The organism is uncultured Desulfovibrio sp. (assembly GCF_944324935.1).
Classification (GTDB): domain Bacteria; phylum Desulfobacterota; class Desulfovibrionia; order Desulfovibrionales; family Desulfovibrionaceae; genus Desulfovibrio.
Genome location: NZ_CALUYG010000003.1, coordinates 60,813 through 77,681, shown reverse-complemented (window position 1 = coordinate 77,681; position 16,869 = coordinate 60,813). Strand labels below are relative to the sequence as shown.

Genomic DNA, 16,869 nt, shown 5'->3' with positions numbered 1-16,869 from the left:
TCAGCATTGCCGCGGGCGGAAGATGCCGCCGCGGCGGCCTGGAGGCGGGTGATGCTGGCATGTAACTTGCTCAGCGCGTGGAAAACCCTTCAGGAGGTCGTTATGCGAACTGTGCTTTCTACGCTTCTGGCCTTTTTGCTGCTGGCAAGCCTGCCGCAGTCCGCCTACTGCGAAGCGCCATATACGCTCAACACCGCATGGCTGGTGGAGCATGAGGCCTTTGCCGCGTGGTACGCCCGCCAGAACGGCTGGGATGTGGAGGCGGGTTTCCGGCTCGACATGAAATTCTATGCGTCGGGCCGGGAACTGATGGCCGACATGCAGCGCGCGCCCTGGCAGATCGCCGCTTGCGGCGCCTTGCCCGCCCTGACGGCCTCCCTGGAAAATGCGGCGGAGATCATCGCCATCGGCAATGACGAGTCCCTGGCGACCGGCATCTATGTCCGCAAGGACAGCCCCATGCTGGGCCATACCGGCTATAATGCGCTCTATCCCGAAATGGCCGGCACGACCGGGACGGTACGCGGCAGGACCATCCTCTGCACGCTGGGCTCTTCCGCCCATTATACGGTGCACAAGTGGCTTGCGGCGCTCGGGCTGACGGAAAAGGACGTCATCCTCAAGGATATGTCGCAGGAAGAGGCGTTGCGCGCCTTTCTTGCCGGGGAGGGGGATGCCGTGGCGCTCTGGGCTCCCTACACGCTGGAGGCGGAACGCAACGATCTCCAGCCGGTGACGCTTTCCAGTCAGTGCGCCGCCAGTCAGCCGACGCTCATCCTGGCGGACAAGGCGTTTGCCCACCAGCATCCCGAGCGCGTCCGGGCCTTCCTGAGCATGTACTTCCGGGGAATCGCCGCCCTGCAGGAGACCCCGCGCGAAAAGCTCCTCGCGGCTTATGCCGACTTCCAGAAGCAATGGACGGGCAAGCACCTGCCGCCGCAGGATGCCGCCTGGGAACTGGCGCGCCACCCGATATTCGGGCTTGACGGACAGCTTGCCCTCTTTGCCGGAAAGGATCAGCGGCTACAGGGCTGGCTGCGCTCCCTGACCGATTTTGCCGGCGGCGCAACCCGTCTTGGAGATGTGACGGATCAGTATTTGCGTGCGCTTGCCGGCGAAGCGCAGCCTGCGCAGAAGTAGGTCCGTCCGGCAGGTCGGCCTGACGGCCTGCCGGACGGAGCCGCCCGTTTTTCTCCACCAGTCCCTCTGGCCGGGCGCGGCCCATTTCGCCTCCGCGTTGCCGTTTGTCCGGCTCCTCCACACGGTCTGCCGCTCTCCCGCCGGCAGGCAGTACGACGACCCCGACGACAGTTCGTCGGGGTCGTTTCGTATCGGCCGTCTGAAGCGGCGTACAGTTTTTCCCTATCAAATATTATTTTCACAAATTGTATGATTTTTAAGACATACTGTCATTCTGTCTTTTTTCAAAGACAACATCTCGGACAATTTCGCTGTGAAACTTAGCGAAATATTGCATAACTAGTTATATTTATAGATATTTTTTCATATGTGACACGTTTTCATATGCTGGCACGCATCTTGTACTAAATAGCACAAATAAACGCGCGTTAGCATACCTCGTCATTATCAGCATGGAGACAGTGTTATGAGTCGTCTGAACAACTGCCTGACAGCCATATGTGGCGACAGAGTGCCGCTGGAAACAGCGCGCAAGACCTTTTTCTTTCTCCTGGGCATCGGCATCATGCTGCTGGTCATAGCCCTGCCCACACCTCCGCCCTTCTATAAGGGGGAAGAGGTCATCCCCCTGACGCAAAATGCCAAAATCGTCATGGGCGTTTTGTGTTTCGCCGTCATCATGTGGATGACGGAAGCCATCCCCTTTCCCGCCACGTCCCTGAGTCTCATCGTGCTGCTGCACATCATGAACGTCGATTCCTTCGGCAACCTCGTCAAGGCGGGCCTGGGCAATCAGTCCATTCTCTTTCTCATGGGGGCCATGGGGCTTTCCGCCGCCATGACGGAATCCGGCCTTGCCCGGCGTTTCATGCTCTGGATGCTGACCAGGGTCGGCCGCCGCACGGATCGCATCGTGCTGGCTTTCATGCTGGTGGGTACGCTGGTATCCATGTGGGTGACGGATATGGCCGTGGCCGCCATGCTGCTGCCGCTGGGCATGAGCATCCTGCAGGGCAGCGGCTGCAAGCCGCTGGAAAGCAATTTCGGTCGAGCCCTCATGATCGGCATCGTCTGGGGCAGCCTCATCGGCGGCACGGCCACGCCCGCCGGCTGCGGCGCCAACGTGCTGGCCATGCAATATGTGCGCGACATCGCCAAGCTGGACGTCTCCTTTGCCGAGTGGATGGCCGTGGGCGTGCCCGGCGCGCTGCTCATGGTCCCGCTTGGCTGGTTCTGCCTTATGAAGATCTTTCCGCCGGAACTGAAGGAAATCCCCATGTCCCTCGACAGCATCCGTGATGAACTGCGGGCTCTCGGCGGTCTCAAGGCCAAGGAGATCCGTACGCTCGTGGTGTTCGTGGTGATGGTGGCCCTGTGGCTCGGCGGATCGCATGTCGCTCCCATCCTGGGCTTCAAGGCTCCGGAAGCCTTCGTGGCCCTGCTGGGCTTCGTGCTCCTCTTCATGCCCGGCCTGCGCGTGTTCGAAGACTGGAAGGACGCTTCCCGCAGCATCGACTGGGGCGGCCTCATCCTGATCGCGGGCGGCATTTCGGCCGGCATGCTGCTGGCCAGCACCGGCGCGGCCCGCTGGATCGCCTGGGGGGCCCTGTCCGAAGTGGGCAGCCTGCATCCCGTGTTGCGGGTCCTCGCGGTCATCACCCTCGTGGAGCTGCTCAAGATCTTCTTCTCCAGCAACAGCGTCACCGGCGCGGTGATCATGCCGCTCATCATCGCCCTGGCCATGGATATCGGCATGAACCCCTGGGTGCTGGCCGGTCCTGCAGGCATCGCCTCCAGCATGGCCTTCATCATGGTGACCTCCAGCCCCACCAACGTCATCCCTTATTCATCCGGCTATTTCACCATTGCCGAGTTCGCGAAGTCCGGTGTGGTGATGACCATCATCGCCATCTGCTGCGTCACCCTCTCGGTGTCCGTCTTCGGAAGTTTCGCCGGAATGGACATCTGGCACTAAGGAACGCCCGGCGCGTCCGCAATCTTGCACATACCTAACTTTCCGGGAGGAAAATCCATGAAGACCATCAGTGAACAACTGGAACTGGCCCGCAAGGCGCAGGAAGCCATCAATGACTATACTCAGGAGCAGGTCGATGAGATGTGCCTTTCCGTGGGCTGGGAAGTCTATGAAGATGAAAATATCGCCAGGCTGGCCCGCATGGCGGTGGAAGAAACGGGCTTCGGCAACGTGGAGAGCAAGATCGTCAAGCACAAGCGCAAGGTGGGCGGCGTGCTGCACGACATCCGCGGCGCAAAGAGCGTGGGTTGCATAGAGCGTGACGAAAAGAGCGGCATCTCCAAGTATGCCAAGCCGGTAGGCGTCATCTGCGCCATCCTCCCGGCCACCAATCCTACCTCCACCTGCGGCGGCAAGGCCGTGGGCATGCTCAAGTGCCGCAATGCGGTCATCTTCAAGCCCAGCTCGCGCGCCCTCAAGTGCACCACCGAGACCATCAACATGATGCGTAAGGGGCTTCGCCGCGTGGGCGCGCCCGAAGACCTCATCCAGGTGGTGGAGGACAACAGCCGTGAGGGCGTGGCCGAACTTATGAAGGCCAGCGACCTTGTGGTGGCCACCGGCAGCGGGGCGGTGGTGCGCGCGGCCTATTCCAGCGGCACGCCGGCCTATGGCGTGGGGCAGGGCAATGCCGTGCCCATCGTGGCCGAGGATGCCGATGTGGCCGAGGCGGCCAGGCTCATTTGCGGCAGCAAGCTCTTCGACTACGCCACCTCCTGCTCGTCCGAAAACGCCGTGGTGCCGGTGGAGGCCATCTACGACCAGTTCATGGCCGAAATGAAGAAGAACGGCTGCTGGCTCGTGGCAGGCGAGGACCGGGAAAAGCTCAAGAACTATATGTGGCAGGTCAATGCCAAGGGCAAGCTGGCCCTCAATCAGAACGTCATCGCCAAGTCGGCCCGCGTCATCGCCGAGGCCGCCGGCATCAGCATCCCGGACGGCACGGAGATCCTGCTCGTGGAAGGCACGCAGCCCATCCGCGAGGACAAGTTCCATGACGAGAAGATCTCGCCGGTGCTGACCGTCTACAAGGCCAGGGATTTCATGGACGCCTACCGCATCCTTACCGAGCTGACCAGTCTCGTGGGGCGCGGCCATTCCTGCGGCATCCACACCTACAAGCGGGAATACATCGAGTACCTCGGCGAGCATATGAAGTCCTCCCGCGTGACGGTGCGGCAGGCCATGAGCGCGGGCAACGGCGGTCATCCCTTCAACCGCATGCCGTCCACGGCGACGTTGGGCTGCGGGACCTGGGGCGGCAACATCACGACGGAAAATGTGCACTGGAAGCATTTTATGAACGTGACCTGGGTCAATGAGCCCGTGGAACCGTGGAGCTTCAGCGACGAGGAAATGTGGGGAGAATTCTGGAAGAAGCACGGCAAGTAGGTTGACCGGCGGCCCGCAGGGGCCGCCACCCCCCTGCCAAGACGGCGCGCAAAAGCGCGCAAAAGGATTGACCATGAAGCTGTTTGAATATCAGGCGAAAAATATTTTCCGGGAAAAGGGCATCACCACCCCCAGAGGCATACTTATCCGCAATATGGAGGAACTGGATGCCGCCGTTGCCGACATCGGCCTGCCCTGCGTGCTCAAGTCGCAGGTGCTGCGCGGCGGACGCGGCAAGGCCGGGCTCATCCGGCTGGTGAAGGACGCCGAAAGCGCCCGCAATGAGGCGCAGGAGCTTTTTGCCTCCGAGCATAACGTCCATATGATCCTGGTGGAAGAGGCGGTCAGCATCGCCAGCGAGATTTATCTGGCCGTCACCGTGGACGCCGTGACCTCCACCGCCATGCTCATCGGCTGCGCCGAGGGTGGGGTGGAGATCGAAAAGCTGGCCGCCACCGCCCCGGAAAAGATCGTGACCGTCAAGGTGGATATGTCGCACGGGCTCGGCGGCTTCCACGTCAACAATCTTGTGTACGGCATGGGGCTGCCCACGGAGCTGATCAAGCCCGTCAGCGCCGTCGTCCGCAATCTCTACAAGACCTTTACGGCCTACGATGCCCAGCTGGCGGAGATCAACCCCCTGTTCATCACCACGGACGGCACGCCCATTGCCGGCGACGGCAAGCTGATCATCGACGACAACTCCGAATGGCGGCATCCCGACTACCCGCTGTGCCGCGAGCAGTTCGATTCGCAGGTGGAATTCGAGGCCGCTCAGGAGGGCATCCCCTACCTCGTTTTTGACGGGGACGTGGCCCTCATGTGCGCCGGGGCGGGGCTGACGACCACGGTCTTTGACCTCATCAACGATGCGGGCGGCAAGGTGGCCACCTATGTGGAATTCGGCGGGGCCAACTACACCAAGGCCGTGCGGACCATGGAACTTTGCCTGAAGACCCCCAGCAAGGTCATCCTGGTGGTGACCTTCGGCACCATCGCCCGTGCGGACGTCATGGCCCAGGGGCTGGTGGAGGCCATCAGGACGCACAAGCCGCAGCAGCCTATAGTGACCTGCATCCGCGGCACCAATGAAGAAGAGGCCTTCAAGATCCTGCGCGAAGCCGGACTTGAACCGTTGACCAATACTGAAGAAGCTGTGCAGCGTGCGGTGGACATCGCCGCGGGGAGGGCCTGATGAGCATTTTCGTCAACAAGCAGTCGCGCGTCATCGTGCAGGGCGTTACCGGCAAGGAAGGGGCCTTCTGGGCAAAACACATGAAGGATATGGGCACGCAGGTGGTGGCGGGCGTCACCCCCGGCAAGGAAGGCCAGGAGGTGGACGGCATACCGGTCTACCATTCGGTACGGCGCGCCACGGCGGAACATCCGGCGGATGTCTCCATGCTCTTTGTGCCGCCCAAGTTCACCAAGGATGCGGTATTCGAGGCTCTGGACGCCGGCATCCGCAAGATATGCACCATTGCCGACGGCATCCCCCTGCATGACGCCATCGAGATACGCCGTGCCGCCCTGTCCTGCGGGGCGATGGTCATCGGCGGCAACACGTCCGGCATCATCTCCGCCGGCGAGGCCATGCTCGGCACGATCCCCTACTGGATCGAGCGCGTGTACCGCAAGGGGCATGTGGGCGTTATGACCCGCAGCGGCTCCCTGACCAATGAGGTCACGGCCGAGATCGTCAAGGGCGGCTTCGGCATCACCACGCTCATCGGCGTGGGCGGGGACCCTGTGCCCGGTACCCGTTTTGCCGAACTGCTGCCCATGTACGAGGCCGACGACGATACGCATGCCGTGGTCATCATCGGCGAGCTGGGCGGCACTATGGAAGAGGAAGTGGCCGAAGCCAAGGAAGCCGGCATCTTCACCAAGCCCCTCGTGGCCTTCATGGGCGGGCGCACCGCCCCGGAAGGCAAGCGCATGGGCCATGCGGGCGCCATCGTCACCGGCGGGCGCGGCACGGTCAAGGGCAAGACGGCGGCCCTCATCCAGGCGGGCGCCAAGGTCGCCAAGCGGCCCAGCGAAGTCGGTCCGCTGCTGCAATCCTTCCTGGGATAGCAGCAAAGGGGCGGGCGTCGCTGCCGTCCCCCCCGGCTTGCGGCGGGAGCCCGGCCGCGGGATCGCCGTCACGGGCAGCGGCCCTCCTCCTGATCCAGGCAAAAAAAAACACCACGAGCCTCCCTTCGGGGAGGCTCTTTCTCGTCCCCAGGGGCGGGCCCCGTCATCCCGGCCTGCCGTGGAACAGCCGTTTGCCGGGCGTCGTGCCCCGCGAGCGCCCCCATTTTTTCGCGGACGGCAGCCGTATGCCCCAGGCGCAGGCGGCAGGAGGACACTGACGCCTTGCTGACCGGCGCAGTGTCAGCATGTCTTGCCAAGAGGCGCTTTCATGCTGATAGTATCAGATGATGCCGGTGCGGTCACATGCCGTGTCGGCCCGCCTTTCGTCTTGCTACCGGAGGTTGCCGATGTTGCAGCACCTTGTGAAGATAGTGGCCGCATGCGTCATGCTGGCGGTGCTGGTTCTGCTGGTCCAGTGCAACGGGCTGGCCCGCGATCTGACGGAACTGTTCGCGCCGGGCTGGGGCAGGATCGCCTGGCTGGTTTGCGGCGGCCTGGAGCTTGTGGCCCTCGTCTGGCTGGGACTGGCCTGCTTTGCCCGGCCGTCCCGCCTGCTGCTGCGCGAAGATCCCAGCGAAGCGGAGCGGCAGGCCTTTGCCGCCGAACTGACGCAGCGTCTGCGGACAAACCGTCTCGTGCGTCAGGCCGGGCTCGATCCTGATGCGCCCGACTTCCTGCCGCAGGCACTGGCCCTGCTGGACGAGCGGGCGGATGCCGTCATCCGCAGCGACGCCAAGAAAGTTTTTCTCGGTACGGCACTCTCCCAGAACGGGCGGCTGGATGCGCTCATCGTCTTTGTGGCGCTTTGTCGCATGGTCTGGAAGGTTTCGGGCATCTACAATCAGCGACCGTCCCTGCAAGAGGTGTGGAGCGTCTACCATGCGGTCTCCACGGCCACGTTCCTGGCCTTTTCCATCGAGGCGCTGGACATCCCCCGTACGGTGACGGAAAGCATGAGTGCGCTCGTGCCGGCAGCCGCGCCGTCGCTGGCCACGGCATCCGTGCCGCTGGTGGGTGCCTCGGTGCAGTTTTTCACGACGGCGGCCATCGACGGCGCGGCGAACAGCCTGCTCGCCATCCGGGCGGGCATGAGCACGAAGCTCGCCTTCCGCCATGCGGCACTGGGTGATGAAGACACGCGCCAGGCCGGCATCCGGGACAGCGCCGCCATGCTGCTGGCCGTATCCGGCGAGTGCCTGAATGAGGTCGTCACCGCCCTGCGCGGTCAGCTGTGGCAGATGGGGAAGTCGGCAGGCGGCTCGCTCCGCAGCGCGGCGGGCAGCGTGAGCGACGGGGTCTGCGCGGCGGGATCGGCGGCGGCCTCGGCGGTGGCACGGGGCAGTGAAGCGGTGGTGGATGCGGTGGACAGCGGCATCACGGCCACGCTCAAGGCGGCCGGGACAGCCACCAGCGCCACGGTGGGCGCGGTGGGCGCGGCGGCTTCGGCCGTCGGCGGCGGCGTCCGCAGCGCGGCGGGCAGTGTGAGCGACGGGGTCTGCGCGGCGGGATCGGCGGCGGCCTCGGCGGTGGCGCGGGGCAGCGAAGCGGTGGTGGATGCGGTGGATAGCGGCATCACGGCCACGCTCAAGGCGGCCGGGACAGCCTCCAGCGCCACGGTGGGCGCGGTGGGCGCGGCGGCTTCGGCCGTCGGCGGCGGCGTCCGCAGCGCGGCGGGCAGTGTGAGCGACGGGGTCTGCGCGGCGGCGGGGAAGCTGAACCGGCAGACACGGCATGCCGTCTCCGCGCTGGGCAAGACGGCCAGAAACGTTCTGCCCTGGCGCAGGCGTACCGATGACTGACGCCATGTCCGCACTATGATGTCTTGCCGGGGGACTGTCAGACGGCGATGCCCGTCGTGCCCCGGCAAGCCCTCTGTTACCTTTCAATTGACAATCTGCCTGCAAAACGCCCCCTTCCCCCACAAAAAAACATCATACAGCCTCAGGGGCGGATGACCTTGTCGGCCAGGGCAAGACTGCTGACCACATCGAGCATATTGGTCGTCTGGCCGACGGCGCGTTTTTCCAGCAGCTGGTAAAAGTCGAGGCAGGTACCGCAGACGAGGATGGACACCCCGGTCGCTTCCAGGGCCTTGAGGCTGTCGAGCGCCTTGCCGGGATGGGCGGCGAGGCGGACGCCGCCATTGAGCAGGACGATACGCCAGAGGGCGTCTCCCAGTTCCGGCAGGGTGGCGAGAAAATTATCCATGAGCTTTGCGCCGAGCGTGTCGTCGCCGCGACCGAGGGTCTCCGTGGTGATGAGTACCAGGGTCTTCCCGCGCGCGGCTGCGGCGGCCGGCTGCGGCGCTGCGGCTTCATCGGGCGTGCTGCCGGCGTCGCGTGTGGCGTCCACCTGCCAGAGCGCGTCTTCCTTGCGCTCGCTGCTGACGGTATAGCCGCTGGTCCGCAGAAAGCGGCTGACATTCTCCACAGCGGCCAGATTATCCACGAGCACGCGCAGGGCGGCGGGGGCCTCCTGCTTGACGATGCGGCCGCAGGCAACGACGGGGCCGGGGCAGGCAAGGCCGCGGCAATCCATTTCCTTTATGGGCATGATCCACCTTCCTGGGGTTGTCGGCGATATGGTCAGCTGGCGGAGACGCCGTGGCTGTCCACATAGTGGGAATATTCGGCCAGCGGCATGGGGCGGGCAAAGAAATAGCCCTGACCGCAGTCGCAGCCCACGCGGGTGAGATAGTCCCGCTGTTCCGCCGTTTCTACGCCTTCACAGAGCATAAAGAGATGCAGGCGCTTGCCCATGCTGATCACCGAGCCGATGATGACGTCGGCGGCGGCTTCACCACTGGCGGCATTGTCCAGAAAGGCCTTGTCCAGCTTGATGATGTCCAGCTCGAAGGATTGCAGGGCCGCCAGGGAGGCATAGCCCTTGCCGAAGTCGTCCAGCGCCAGGCGGACGCCGCAGGCCTTGAGTTCGGCAAGGCTGCTCTTGAACAGCTCCTCATCCAGCCAGGCCATGCTTTCGGTGATCTCCACCACGATGAGCGAGGTCGGCACGTTGTAGGCGGCCAGGATGCTGAGAAAGACCTTGACGTAGTCCGTGGAGAAGAAAAGCGCCTTGGACTGATTGATGCTGACGGCGGAGACGGGCAGGCCGGCATCCATGCGCTGGCGCAGCCAGGCGCAGACGGTCCGCAGTACAAAGAGATCCAGCTCGCGGATAAAGCCGTTTCGCTCAAAAAGCGGAATGAATTCATCTGGATAAATGGGCTTCCCATTGGGCGGAATCCAGCGGATGAGGGCTTCTGCCCCGTGCAGGCTGTTGTCGGCAAGGTTGTGCTGCGGCTGCATGTAGACCTGGAATTCCCCGTTGCGCAGCGCACCGGTCATGCGGTCTTCCAGCTCGTTCTGTTTGAGGAGGACGGCCTCCAGCCGGGCATCATAGAGGGCATAGCTTGAGCGATAACTGTCGTCGGCAACGCTGCTTTCCGCGGTCTCGGCCCGCAGCAGGCAGTTGGCCATATTGCCGTCGTAGGGCATGGTGGAGGTGACGCCGCAGGAGAAGAGCACGGTCGTGCCGAGCTTCTGCCGCAGGGAGATGGCGCTGTCAAAAAAGGCGTCGATACGCTGCCGCAATTCCGCCACGTCCTGGCACTGCCAGAGCAGCAGGAATTTGCCCGCCGTGGCGTGGGCGATGAGCTCATTGCCGCGGAGCTGCCGGCGCAGGGTCCGGTAGCAGAGTTTGATGAGCAGATCGCCGCCACGATGGCCGCGCGTGCGGTTGATGAGCTTGAGGCGGCGTACGTTGACGAGAAGGAGATAGTAGGGCGCCTGTCTGTTGCGGAGGAGCCTGTGCGCGTCGTGGATGAAGCGGGCGCGATTGTTGCCGCCGGTGAGGGGATCGCGGTAGGCGACTTCCTCCAGCTCGCGCATATGGCGGCGGTTGACGTGCAGGACGCGCAGGATGATGGCCGCAAAGAGGAGGATGCCGCCGATGATCAGCTCAAGACTGTACTTGCGCAGCATATCCAGCAGGATGATGCCCGGGCTCGGCGAGGTGCGCGCCAGGAGCAGGGCGTCCACGTCCGCGGAGCTCATGGTCATAATGGAGCGGTTGAGCACCGATATGGCATAGGGGGAAATGTCGTAACGAAAGCCCAGCGACATGGGGTAGCGGGCGCGCGTGGTCAGCATGGAGGCGTGGGGCAGGTCGTCCGGGAGGGCGCCCGCGTTGGTATAGCCGGGGATATAGGCGTCGATGATCTGTCGCTGGAAGGCGTCGACGCATTGCTGCATGGAATCGTAATAGGTGATGGTATCGCCGGGATAGGCGGCCGCATAGGCCCGCCCGAACGAGAGGAGCTCGTGGGTGACGCCCACGCGGATACCCCGGCCCGGCACGGCCTTTTCCTCCCCTATGAGGAGCACCGGCATGTCATAAAAGGGGCGGCTCACCAGCAAGGGGTGCTCAGCGTACTTGTTCATGCCGGCAAAGATGTTGCTGACGACGTCCGCCTTGCCTTCCTTGAGCAGAGCCAGCGCCTCGGGGTAGCTGGGCGCGGGAACATAGTCGAAGGCGATGCCGCTGCGCCGGGAGATCTCCTCCATGAAGCGGATGAGGAAGTTGGAGCCCGGCATGCGGTCGTTCATCATGGTCTGCTGTGCACTGTAGGCGACGCGAAGGCGGGGCTTGCCGGCAAGCCATTCTTCCTCGGCGCGCGTCTGGCTGAAAGAGACCACCTGTATGCCGTGCATGTAGCTGTCGAACAGGCCGGCCAGCAGCCAGGGCGAGTACAGGTGAAGCTGATTCAGCGCTTCGTTGAGCGGCGGCATCAGTTCGCTGTTCCTGGCCGTCACGAAGAAAAAGGGCTCCATGGCGATGATGGCGGCGATCTTCGTCCCGGCGCCATGCAGGGATCCGTCGATGTAGGCGTCTATCTCGCCGCGTTGCAGGGCCTCCCGCATGGCCTGTTTGGCGGTAAAGGGGTGGGTGCGGAAGGTGAAGCCGTACTGCCGGGTGAATTCCTCGATGACCTTGCCCCCGTAGGCTCCCTTGACGATGCCGACGCGCATATGGTCGAAATCCCGGAAATCCATGTAGCGGATGGGGCTGTTTTCGGCGATATGGAGGGTGATGCACTCGTAGCCGGCAGGAAGGCTCGTGTAGTCAAAGACGGCTTCCCGCTCCGGCATATAGGAGATGCCGCAGGCCATGTCCACCTCGCCGCGCTCCAGTTTGTCCGGCAGCTCGGCAAGCGTGGTGTGCACCCATTCGTATTGCCAGCCGGTATAGGCCGAAACGGCCTGGAGGAGGTCGGCGGCATAGCCCACGATAGTGCCGTGGCGTTGCTGGAAGATGCCGGAAAGATCGAACCAGCCGACGCGGATGGTCTTCCTTTCCTTCTGATTGCGGGCGAGGATCTCCGGCGAGAAGTAATAGAATGTCCGATCTTTCGTGGCCATGTAGGCCTGAGGCGGCAGATCGGGAGCGGCGGCGCGGGGGGAGCCTGCGGCGGCAAGCAGGCACAGAAGCAGCAGCGCAGAAAGGATGTTCCGAAGCATGGGCTCGCCCTTGTTCGCCTGCCGTCGGACAGCGTCGGCGGAAAGCGGGATCGCCGGACGTCAGGCACGCACGGGGGAGGGAATGACCCGCGGGAAGGCCTTCCCCCCCTGTACGTCACAGAAAGAAAGGAAAATGCCGCCCGCTGTCAGAAAGCGCAGATCTCGTCCGGCGGCAGGATGGTGAACTTGTGCTCCTTGAGCAGTTCAATGGCCTGATCCACCTTGTCGAAACGGAAGATGAGGATGGCTCCGCCCTTTTCCCGTTGCAGGAAAGCGTACATGTACTCCACGTTGATGTCATGCGTGGAGACCAGTTGCAGCACGCTGTCCAGACCGCCGGGGCGATCCGGCACTTCCACGGCCACCACGGAGGTCCGGCCGAGGGTGAAGCCCTTTTCCTTGAGAGCCTGTTTGGCAAGCTCCGGGTCGCAGACGATGAGGCGCAGGATGCCGAAATCCGAGGTATCCGCCAGCGAAAGCGCCCGGATGTTGACGCCGGCCTCGGCCAGGGTGTGGGTTACCTCGGCCAGTCTCCCGGCACGATTTTCAAGAAAAACGGAAAGTTGTTCAGCTTTCATGGCAGTATCCTTCGGAGCTAGGCCTTGCGGGATTCATCGTCGGAAGAGGAAGCCTGCTGTTTGTCTCTGCCGGGGGTGATGTCGATTTCATCCGGTTCCGAGGAAGCGCGTTTGAAGTTGCGGATGGCGCGGCCCAGTCCGCCGCCGATCTCCGGCAGCTTCTTGGCGCCGAAAAGGAGCAGGACGATGACCAGAATGACGAGGATTTCTTGAGTACCAATACCACCAAGCATGGAAAAAGCCTCCCGTAAAGTGGGGCCCGCAGGCCAAACAGCTCCAGCATACGGGCCGGAGGGATTAAGGTCAAGCGGAGGCGGCCGTCAGCGCCGCCTCCCGGCCATGAGACGTTTCACCCGGGCGGGAGATCCGGGAGCGGCAAAGCCCGCTTCCACGAGCCGGCGGGCCGTATTGTCGCGTGTGGCACGGCTGCTGCCGCCCATGACGACGGCCATGAGGCGCACCCCGTTCCGTTCCGCCGTGATGATGACATTGTAGCCGCTGGCGACGGTGAAGCCTGTCTTGAGCCCGTCCACCCCGCGTACCCGGCCCAGCAGCTGATTGGTGTTGTTGATGGCGCGTCCGCGATGCACCAGGCGGCGGGTGGCGTGGAAGGTGCGCACCGAGGGATAGGCCTTCAGATAGGCGCGGGCCAGCTTGGCCATGTCCCGGGCCGTGGTTTTCTGTCCCGGGGCGGGCAGGCCGCTGGGATTCTTGAAGACGGTATGCCGCAGCCCTATATTGCGGGCCTTGCGGTTCATAAGGCGTACGAAGTTGCGGGTGCTGCCGGAGATGGCGTGGGCGACGGTCATGGCGGCGTCGTTCCCCGAGGCGACGGCCATGCCGAGCATGAGGCGCGAGAGGGGGAGGCGTTCCCCCGTGCGCAGATGCATGGAGGATCCGCCCGTGCGCGCGGCCTCGCGCGTGACGCGCACCTTGCCCATGAGCGAGAGCTTGCGGGACGACACGGCGTCCATGGCCAGGTACATGGTCATAAGCTTTGTCAGCGAGGCGGGGGGGATGCTCATATTGGCATTGCGTTCGTACAGGGTCTTGCCGGTATTGAGGTTGATGAGCAGCATGGCCTTGACGCCGGCCTGGACGGCCTGCACGTTCAGGCCGCAGAGGAGGGGCAGCGCCAGCGCCAGCGCCGGGAGAAGCCGGCGGAGGAGCCCGAGGGGAAAGATGTCAGACCTGCTTTTCATAGAGGGTGCGTGCTTCTTCCAGGGCTTGCAGGGCAAAGGCCAGCAGCACCGGGCCGACGATGAGGCCCACGGCGCCGAAGCTGGCCAGTCCGCAGATGATGGCGATGATGAGGACAAAAAAGGGAGCCTTGATCCCTTGTTGCAGGAAGAGCGGGCGCAGGACGTTGTCCACGCCGGCGACGGCCAGCGTGCCCCAGAGGGCGAGCCCCACGGCAGCCATGGTATTGCCCGTGAACCAGAGCGACAGGCAGAGCGGCACCCAGACCAGCGCCGTGCCCACGAAGGGGATGGGCGCCACCACCGTGGCAAGCAGACCCCAGAAGGCGGGCTGGTTGATGCCGGCCACGGAAAAGCCGATGCCGCAGAGGAAGCCCTGGGCGGCGGCCACCAGCAGGATGCCGAGCATGATGCCGCGCAGGGCCCGGCGGATGGCGGAAACGAAGCGGCGCAGCATGGCGGGCGGGATCTGCGCCAGCCGGGAGCAGACCTGGGCGATGCGCCGGGCATAGACCGCAAAGATGACCGTGAGGATGACGAAGAGCACAAGGCTCCAGAGGACGTTCATGGTGCCGCCCAGCACGTCGAAACTCCGGTTGATGAGGATGCCCATGGCGTCGCTGAGCGTGCTGTCGATATTGTGGATCAGCTCGTTATAGGCGGACTCGAGGCCGGGGTAGTCGGCAAGTTTTTTTTCAAAGGTCTGGAAATATTTCACCCATTCGGGCGGCAGCTGGAAATTGTTCTCCTGGAGCTCGCGCAGGCGGGCCAGGCCGCCGGCGACCTGCGGGGAAACCAGCAGGATGAGGGTGGCGACCGGAATGATGATGACGGAGATGATGAGCAGGGCGTAGCCGAACAGCGGGATCTGTCGCACCAGCTTCAGAAGGAGACGCCGCGCCAGTCCCGGCGGGCGGCGCAGCACGCGCCGGCGCAGCCGGCAGGCCCGGCGGGCAAGACGGCGGTAGACCGGCAGGCTCAGGCAGGCGAAACAGGCAGCCATGAACAGGGTGACGGGATTGGGCCGCAGCAGCAGATAGCAGGCCAGGACGGCCAGCAGATAGAGTATGCGGGGGAAAAAGGCGTGTCGTGTCATGGCAAGATACAAAACATGGCAAGTGTATCAGGGAAGTATAGCAAAGGGACAGCCCCCTGCCAAGCGCGAAAATGATGAAGGGATGCGGCGGCCGGAAGGAGCGGCCGCATCAGTCGATGGTGTCCAGGATCTGCCGCAGGCGATGGGCGTAGGTGTGGCGGCTGCGGATCTCCCTGCGCCAGGCGGCGGCAAGGTCGGCGCGCCCGTCCGGGCGGGCACGCAGGGCCGCCAGCCGTGCGGGCAGATCGTCAGGCGACGACAGGCGCATGGGGCCGACCAGTTCCGGCGGGAAAAGAGCAAGGCCCGGCGTCGGGTCGCTGAACAGGACGCCGCCGGCGGCCCAGACGTCGAAATGGCGCTGGCTCAGGCTGTGCGGCAGCAGCAGGCTCGTCACATTGAGCACGGCTTCGGAGCGGGCATAGAGCGCGGGAAGGCTGCCGTAATAATCCACGGGCGGCAGAACGGTCGCGCCGGGCAGGAGCCCGGCCCAGGCCGGATCGCCGCACAGCTCGAAGCCCGCCCGCACGGCGACCGCAAGCCAGTCCGCCCGCCGGCGGCGGGAACAGGCGTCGGCCCCCGCGCCTGCCCGACGGATGGTCATGCCCGGCCAGCCCTGCGCGTGGAGCAGGTGTTGCCACCAGTGGATATGCGGCAGCGGGGACCGTGCGTCATGCGCCTGCTCGAGCAGGCGTTCCGCCTGGGCAAGGTCTTCCCGGGCCGGATGCGCCGCGGCGAAAAAGCGCGCATGGTCAGGAAAGGAGGCCCGTCCTACAAAGATGGGCGGCAGGGTGGGCGGCATGCCGGATGACGGCAGCCACATATGGGGCGCCGCCGCCAGGGGCAGGAACGACGCCCGCCGCGCGCCGGCTTCCCGCAGCGGGGTCAGAAAGCTCGGGTCGGTCACATACAGGGGGAATTCCCGCCACCAGGGCAGGCGCAGGCAGGACAGCACATGCCACGGCATGTCCACGAACCAGATGGCCAGCCGGATGCCCAGCGCCCGGCAGACGTGGGCGATGCGTCCCTGAGGGTCAAGTCCGCGCAGATTGACGGAGAGGAAGAGCGGCGGCCGGCCGCCGGGCAGCTCCGCCAGACGGCGCAGGAAGGGAGCGAGCTGCTGCGCCGGCGGGATGCGGGCGGGCCAGGGGACGACGGGCAGGCCCAGGCGGCCGGCCGCGCCGCAGAGCTCCTGATGCAGCAGGGTACGCGCATCGCCGGGCAGGATGACGGCCGGCGGCCCGGCCGGGTTCGGCGGGGGAGCGCTGTTGCCGGTACGCAGCCGCGCGGCATCCAGATCGCCCAGCAGGGGGCCCCAGAAGCGGGGGAAGAGGCGCATGCCCGGCGCATAAAAAAGCAGGCGGCAGCCAGCCGCCAGCGCCCGTGCCGCCGCCGCCGAGCCGGGGCGGGCGCAGACGGCGGACGGCAGGGGCCGCGCGTGTTCCTGCCGCCCGTGCAGCATCTGCGTCGCGTCCAGCCAGAAAAAGGGCCCGGTTCCGGGCCCGGCGGCAAGAGGGGCGGGCACGACCTCGGGCCCCAGCCCGAGCAGCAGGGTCGGCGCGGCGGGGTGCGGCGCGGGAGCGATCTCCTGCCAGGCCTCTTTCCCGGAGGGCAGACTGACGGGGCTGCCGTTCCAGTCCGGCAGGCGCGGGCGTTGCGGCCGTGCGGGGCGGAGGGCGACAGGAGAAGGTGGAGGACTCTGGGGCATGGCGGCGCGCTTATGGCCCGGGGGGGCACAGGGAGGGAAAAATCAGGACTTGGCGACGGCCGAAAAAAA

13 protein-coding genes are annotated in these 16,869 nt (G+C 64.7%); 6 read left to right on the top strand and 7 right to left on the bottom strand.

Translation table 11 applies throughout. The features are described from left to right. Positions 1–102 precede the first annotated feature (102 nt). The 6 genes from Q0J54_RS01495 to Q0J54_RS01470 all read left to right on the top strand — a co-directional run bounded on the left by Q0J54_RS01495 (position 103) and on the right by Q0J54_RS01470 (position 8,502). Positions 103–1,140: an ABC transporter substrate-binding protein gene (locus Q0J54_RS01495; protein ID WP_296303531.1), complete on the top strand. Its 1,038-nt coding sequence runs from the start codon at positions 103–105 to the stop codon at positions 1,138–1,140. Between the two features lie 466 nt (positions 1,141–1,606). Beyond that, positions 1,607–3,115: a DASS family sodium-coupled anion symporter gene (locus Q0J54_RS01490; protein ID WP_296303530.1), complete on the top strand. Its 1,509-nt coding sequence runs from the start codon at positions 1,607–1,609 to the stop codon at positions 3,113–3,115. Positions 3,116–3,172: 57 nt separating this feature from the next. After that, the gene (locus Q0J54_RS01485) at positions 3,173–4,567 is read left to right on the top strand and encodes an aldehyde dehydrogenase family protein (RefSeq protein ID WP_296303529.1); all 1,395 of its coding nucleotides are present in this window, start codon (positions 3,173–3,175) and stop codon (positions 4,565–4,567) included. Positions 4,568–4,640: 73 nt separating this feature from the next. Next, positions 4,641–5,762, top strand: coding sequence for a succinate--CoA ligase subunit beta (locus Q0J54_RS01480; RefSeq protein WP_296303528.1), 1,122 nt, complete (start codon positions 4,641–4,643; stop codon positions 5,760–5,762). Further along, the gene (locus tag Q0J54_RS01475) at positions 5,762–6,643 is read left to right on the top strand and encodes a CoA-binding protein (RefSeq protein ID WP_296303527.1); all 882 of its coding nucleotides are present in this window, start codon (positions 5,762–5,764) and stop codon (positions 6,641–6,643) included. Before Q0J54_RS01480 ends, Q0J54_RS01475 begins: the two co-directional genes overlap by 1 nt. Before the next feature lie 407 nt (positions 6,644–7,050). Beyond that, positions 7,051–8,502 (top strand): DUF697 domain-containing protein, encoded by a 1,452-nt coding sequence (locus tag Q0J54_RS01470; protein ID WP_296303526.1) that lies wholly within the window; start codon positions 7,051–7,053, stop codon positions 8,500–8,502. Between the two features lie 142 nt (positions 8,503–8,644). Here the strand turns inward: Q0J54_RS01470 and yedF are convergent, their stop codons facing one another. The 7 genes from yedF to Q0J54_RS01435 form a co-directional block, all read right to left on the bottom strand. Further along, positions 8,645–9,256 (bottom strand): sulfurtransferase-like selenium metabolism protein YedF, encoded by a 612-nt coding sequence (gene yedF / locus Q0J54_RS01465; protein ID WP_296303525.1) that lies wholly within the window; start codon positions 9,254–9,256, stop codon positions 8,645–8,647. A gap of 32 nt (positions 9,257–9,288) precedes the next feature. Beyond that, complete coding sequence (locus Q0J54_RS01460; RefSeq protein ID WP_296303524.1) at positions 9,289–12,222, bottom strand: EAL domain-containing protein; 2,934 nt, start codon at positions 12,220–12,222, stop codon at positions 9,289–9,291. 146 nt (positions 12,223–12,368) lie between these two features. Next, positions 12,369–12,800, bottom strand: coding sequence for an ACT domain-containing protein (locus Q0J54_RS01455; RefSeq protein WP_296303523.1), 432 nt, complete (start codon positions 12,798–12,800; stop codon positions 12,369–12,371). A 17-nt stretch (positions 12,801–12,817) separates the two neighbouring features. Further along, positions 12,818–13,033, bottom strand: coding sequence for a twin-arginine translocase TatA/TatE family subunit (locus Q0J54_RS01450; RefSeq protein ID WP_296303522.1), 216 nt, complete (start codon positions 13,031–13,033; stop codon positions 12,818–12,820). Between the two features lie 87 nt (positions 13,034–13,120). Then, positions 13,121–14,002 carry a D-alanyl-D-alanine carboxypeptidase family protein gene (locus Q0J54_RS01445; protein WP_296303521.1) on the bottom strand — a complete coding sequence of 294 codons (882 nt, stop codon included), beginning with the start codon at positions 14,000–14,002 and terminating at the stop codon, positions 13,121–13,123. Next, entirely contained in the window at positions 13,986–15,095 is a 1,110-nt protein-coding gene (locus Q0J54_RS01440) for an AI-2E family transporter (protein ID WP_296303520.1), read from the bottom strand. The genes Q0J54_RS01445 and Q0J54_RS01440 overlap by 17 nt, the downstream gene beginning before the upstream one ends. A 109-nt stretch (positions 15,096–15,204) precedes the next feature. Then, positions 15,205–16,800, bottom strand: a complete 1,596-nt coding sequence (locus tag Q0J54_RS01435; RefSeq protein ID WP_296303519.1) for a glycosyltransferase — start codon at positions 16,798–16,800, stop codon at positions 15,205–15,207. Positions 16,801–16,869: the final 69 nt, after the last annotated feature.

What these genes read in the sequence shown, in the direction of transcription:
- Q0J54_RS01480 (WP_296303528.1), top strand. Translation starts at nt 4,641, where the DNA reads ATGAAGCTGTTTGAATATCAGGCGAAAAATATTTTCCGGGAAAAGGGC.
- Q0J54_RS01455 (WP_296303523.1), bottom strand. Translation starts at nt 12,800, where the DNA reads ATGAAAGCTGAACAACTTTCCGTTTTTCTTGAAAATCGTGCCGGGAGA.
- Q0J54_RS01475 (WP_296303527.1), top strand. Translation starts at nt 5,762, where the DNA reads ATGAGCATTTTCGTCAACAAGCAGTCGCGCGTCATCGTGCAGGGCGTT.
- Q0J54_RS01485 (WP_296303529.1), top strand. Translation starts at nt 3,173, where the DNA reads ATGAAGACCATCAGTGAACAACTGGAACTGGCCCGCAAGGCGCAGGAA.
- Q0J54_RS01460 (WP_296303524.1), bottom strand. Translation starts at nt 12,222, where the DNA reads ATGCTTCGGAACATCCTTTCTGCGCTGCTGCTTCTGTGCCTGCTTGCC.
- Q0J54_RS01450 (WP_296303522.1), bottom strand. Translation starts at nt 13,033, where the DNA reads ATGCTTGGTGGTATTGGTACTCAAGAAATCCTCGTCATTCTGGTCATC.
- Q0J54_RS01445 (WP_296303521.1), bottom strand. Translation starts at nt 14,002, where the DNA reads ATGAAAAGCAGGTCTGACATCTTTCCCCTCGGGCTCCTCCGCCGGCTT.
- Q0J54_RS01435 (WP_296303519.1), bottom strand. Translation starts at nt 16,800, where the DNA reads ATGCCCCAGAGTCCTCCACCTTCTCCTGTCGCCCTCCGCCCCGCACGG.
- Q0J54_RS01490 (WP_296303530.1), top strand. Translation starts at nt 1,607, where the DNA reads ATGAGTCGTCTGAACAACTGCCTGACAGCCATATGTGGCGACAGAGTG.
- Q0J54_RS01440 (WP_296303520.1), bottom strand. Translation starts at nt 15,095, where the DNA reads ATGACACGACACGCCTTTTTCCCCCGCATACTCTATCTGCTGGCCGTC.
- yedF (WP_296303525.1), bottom strand. Translation starts at nt 9,256, where the DNA reads ATGCCCATAAAGGAAATGGATTGCCGCGGCCTTGCCTGCCCCGGCCCC.
- Q0J54_RS01495 (WP_296303531.1), top strand. Translation starts at nt 103, where the DNA reads ATGCGAACTGTGCTTTCTACGCTTCTGGCCTTTTTGCTGCTGGCAAGC.
- Q0J54_RS01470 (WP_296303526.1), top strand. Translation starts at nt 7,051, where the DNA reads ATGTTGCAGCACCTTGTGAAGATAGTGGCCGCATGCGTCATGCTGGCG.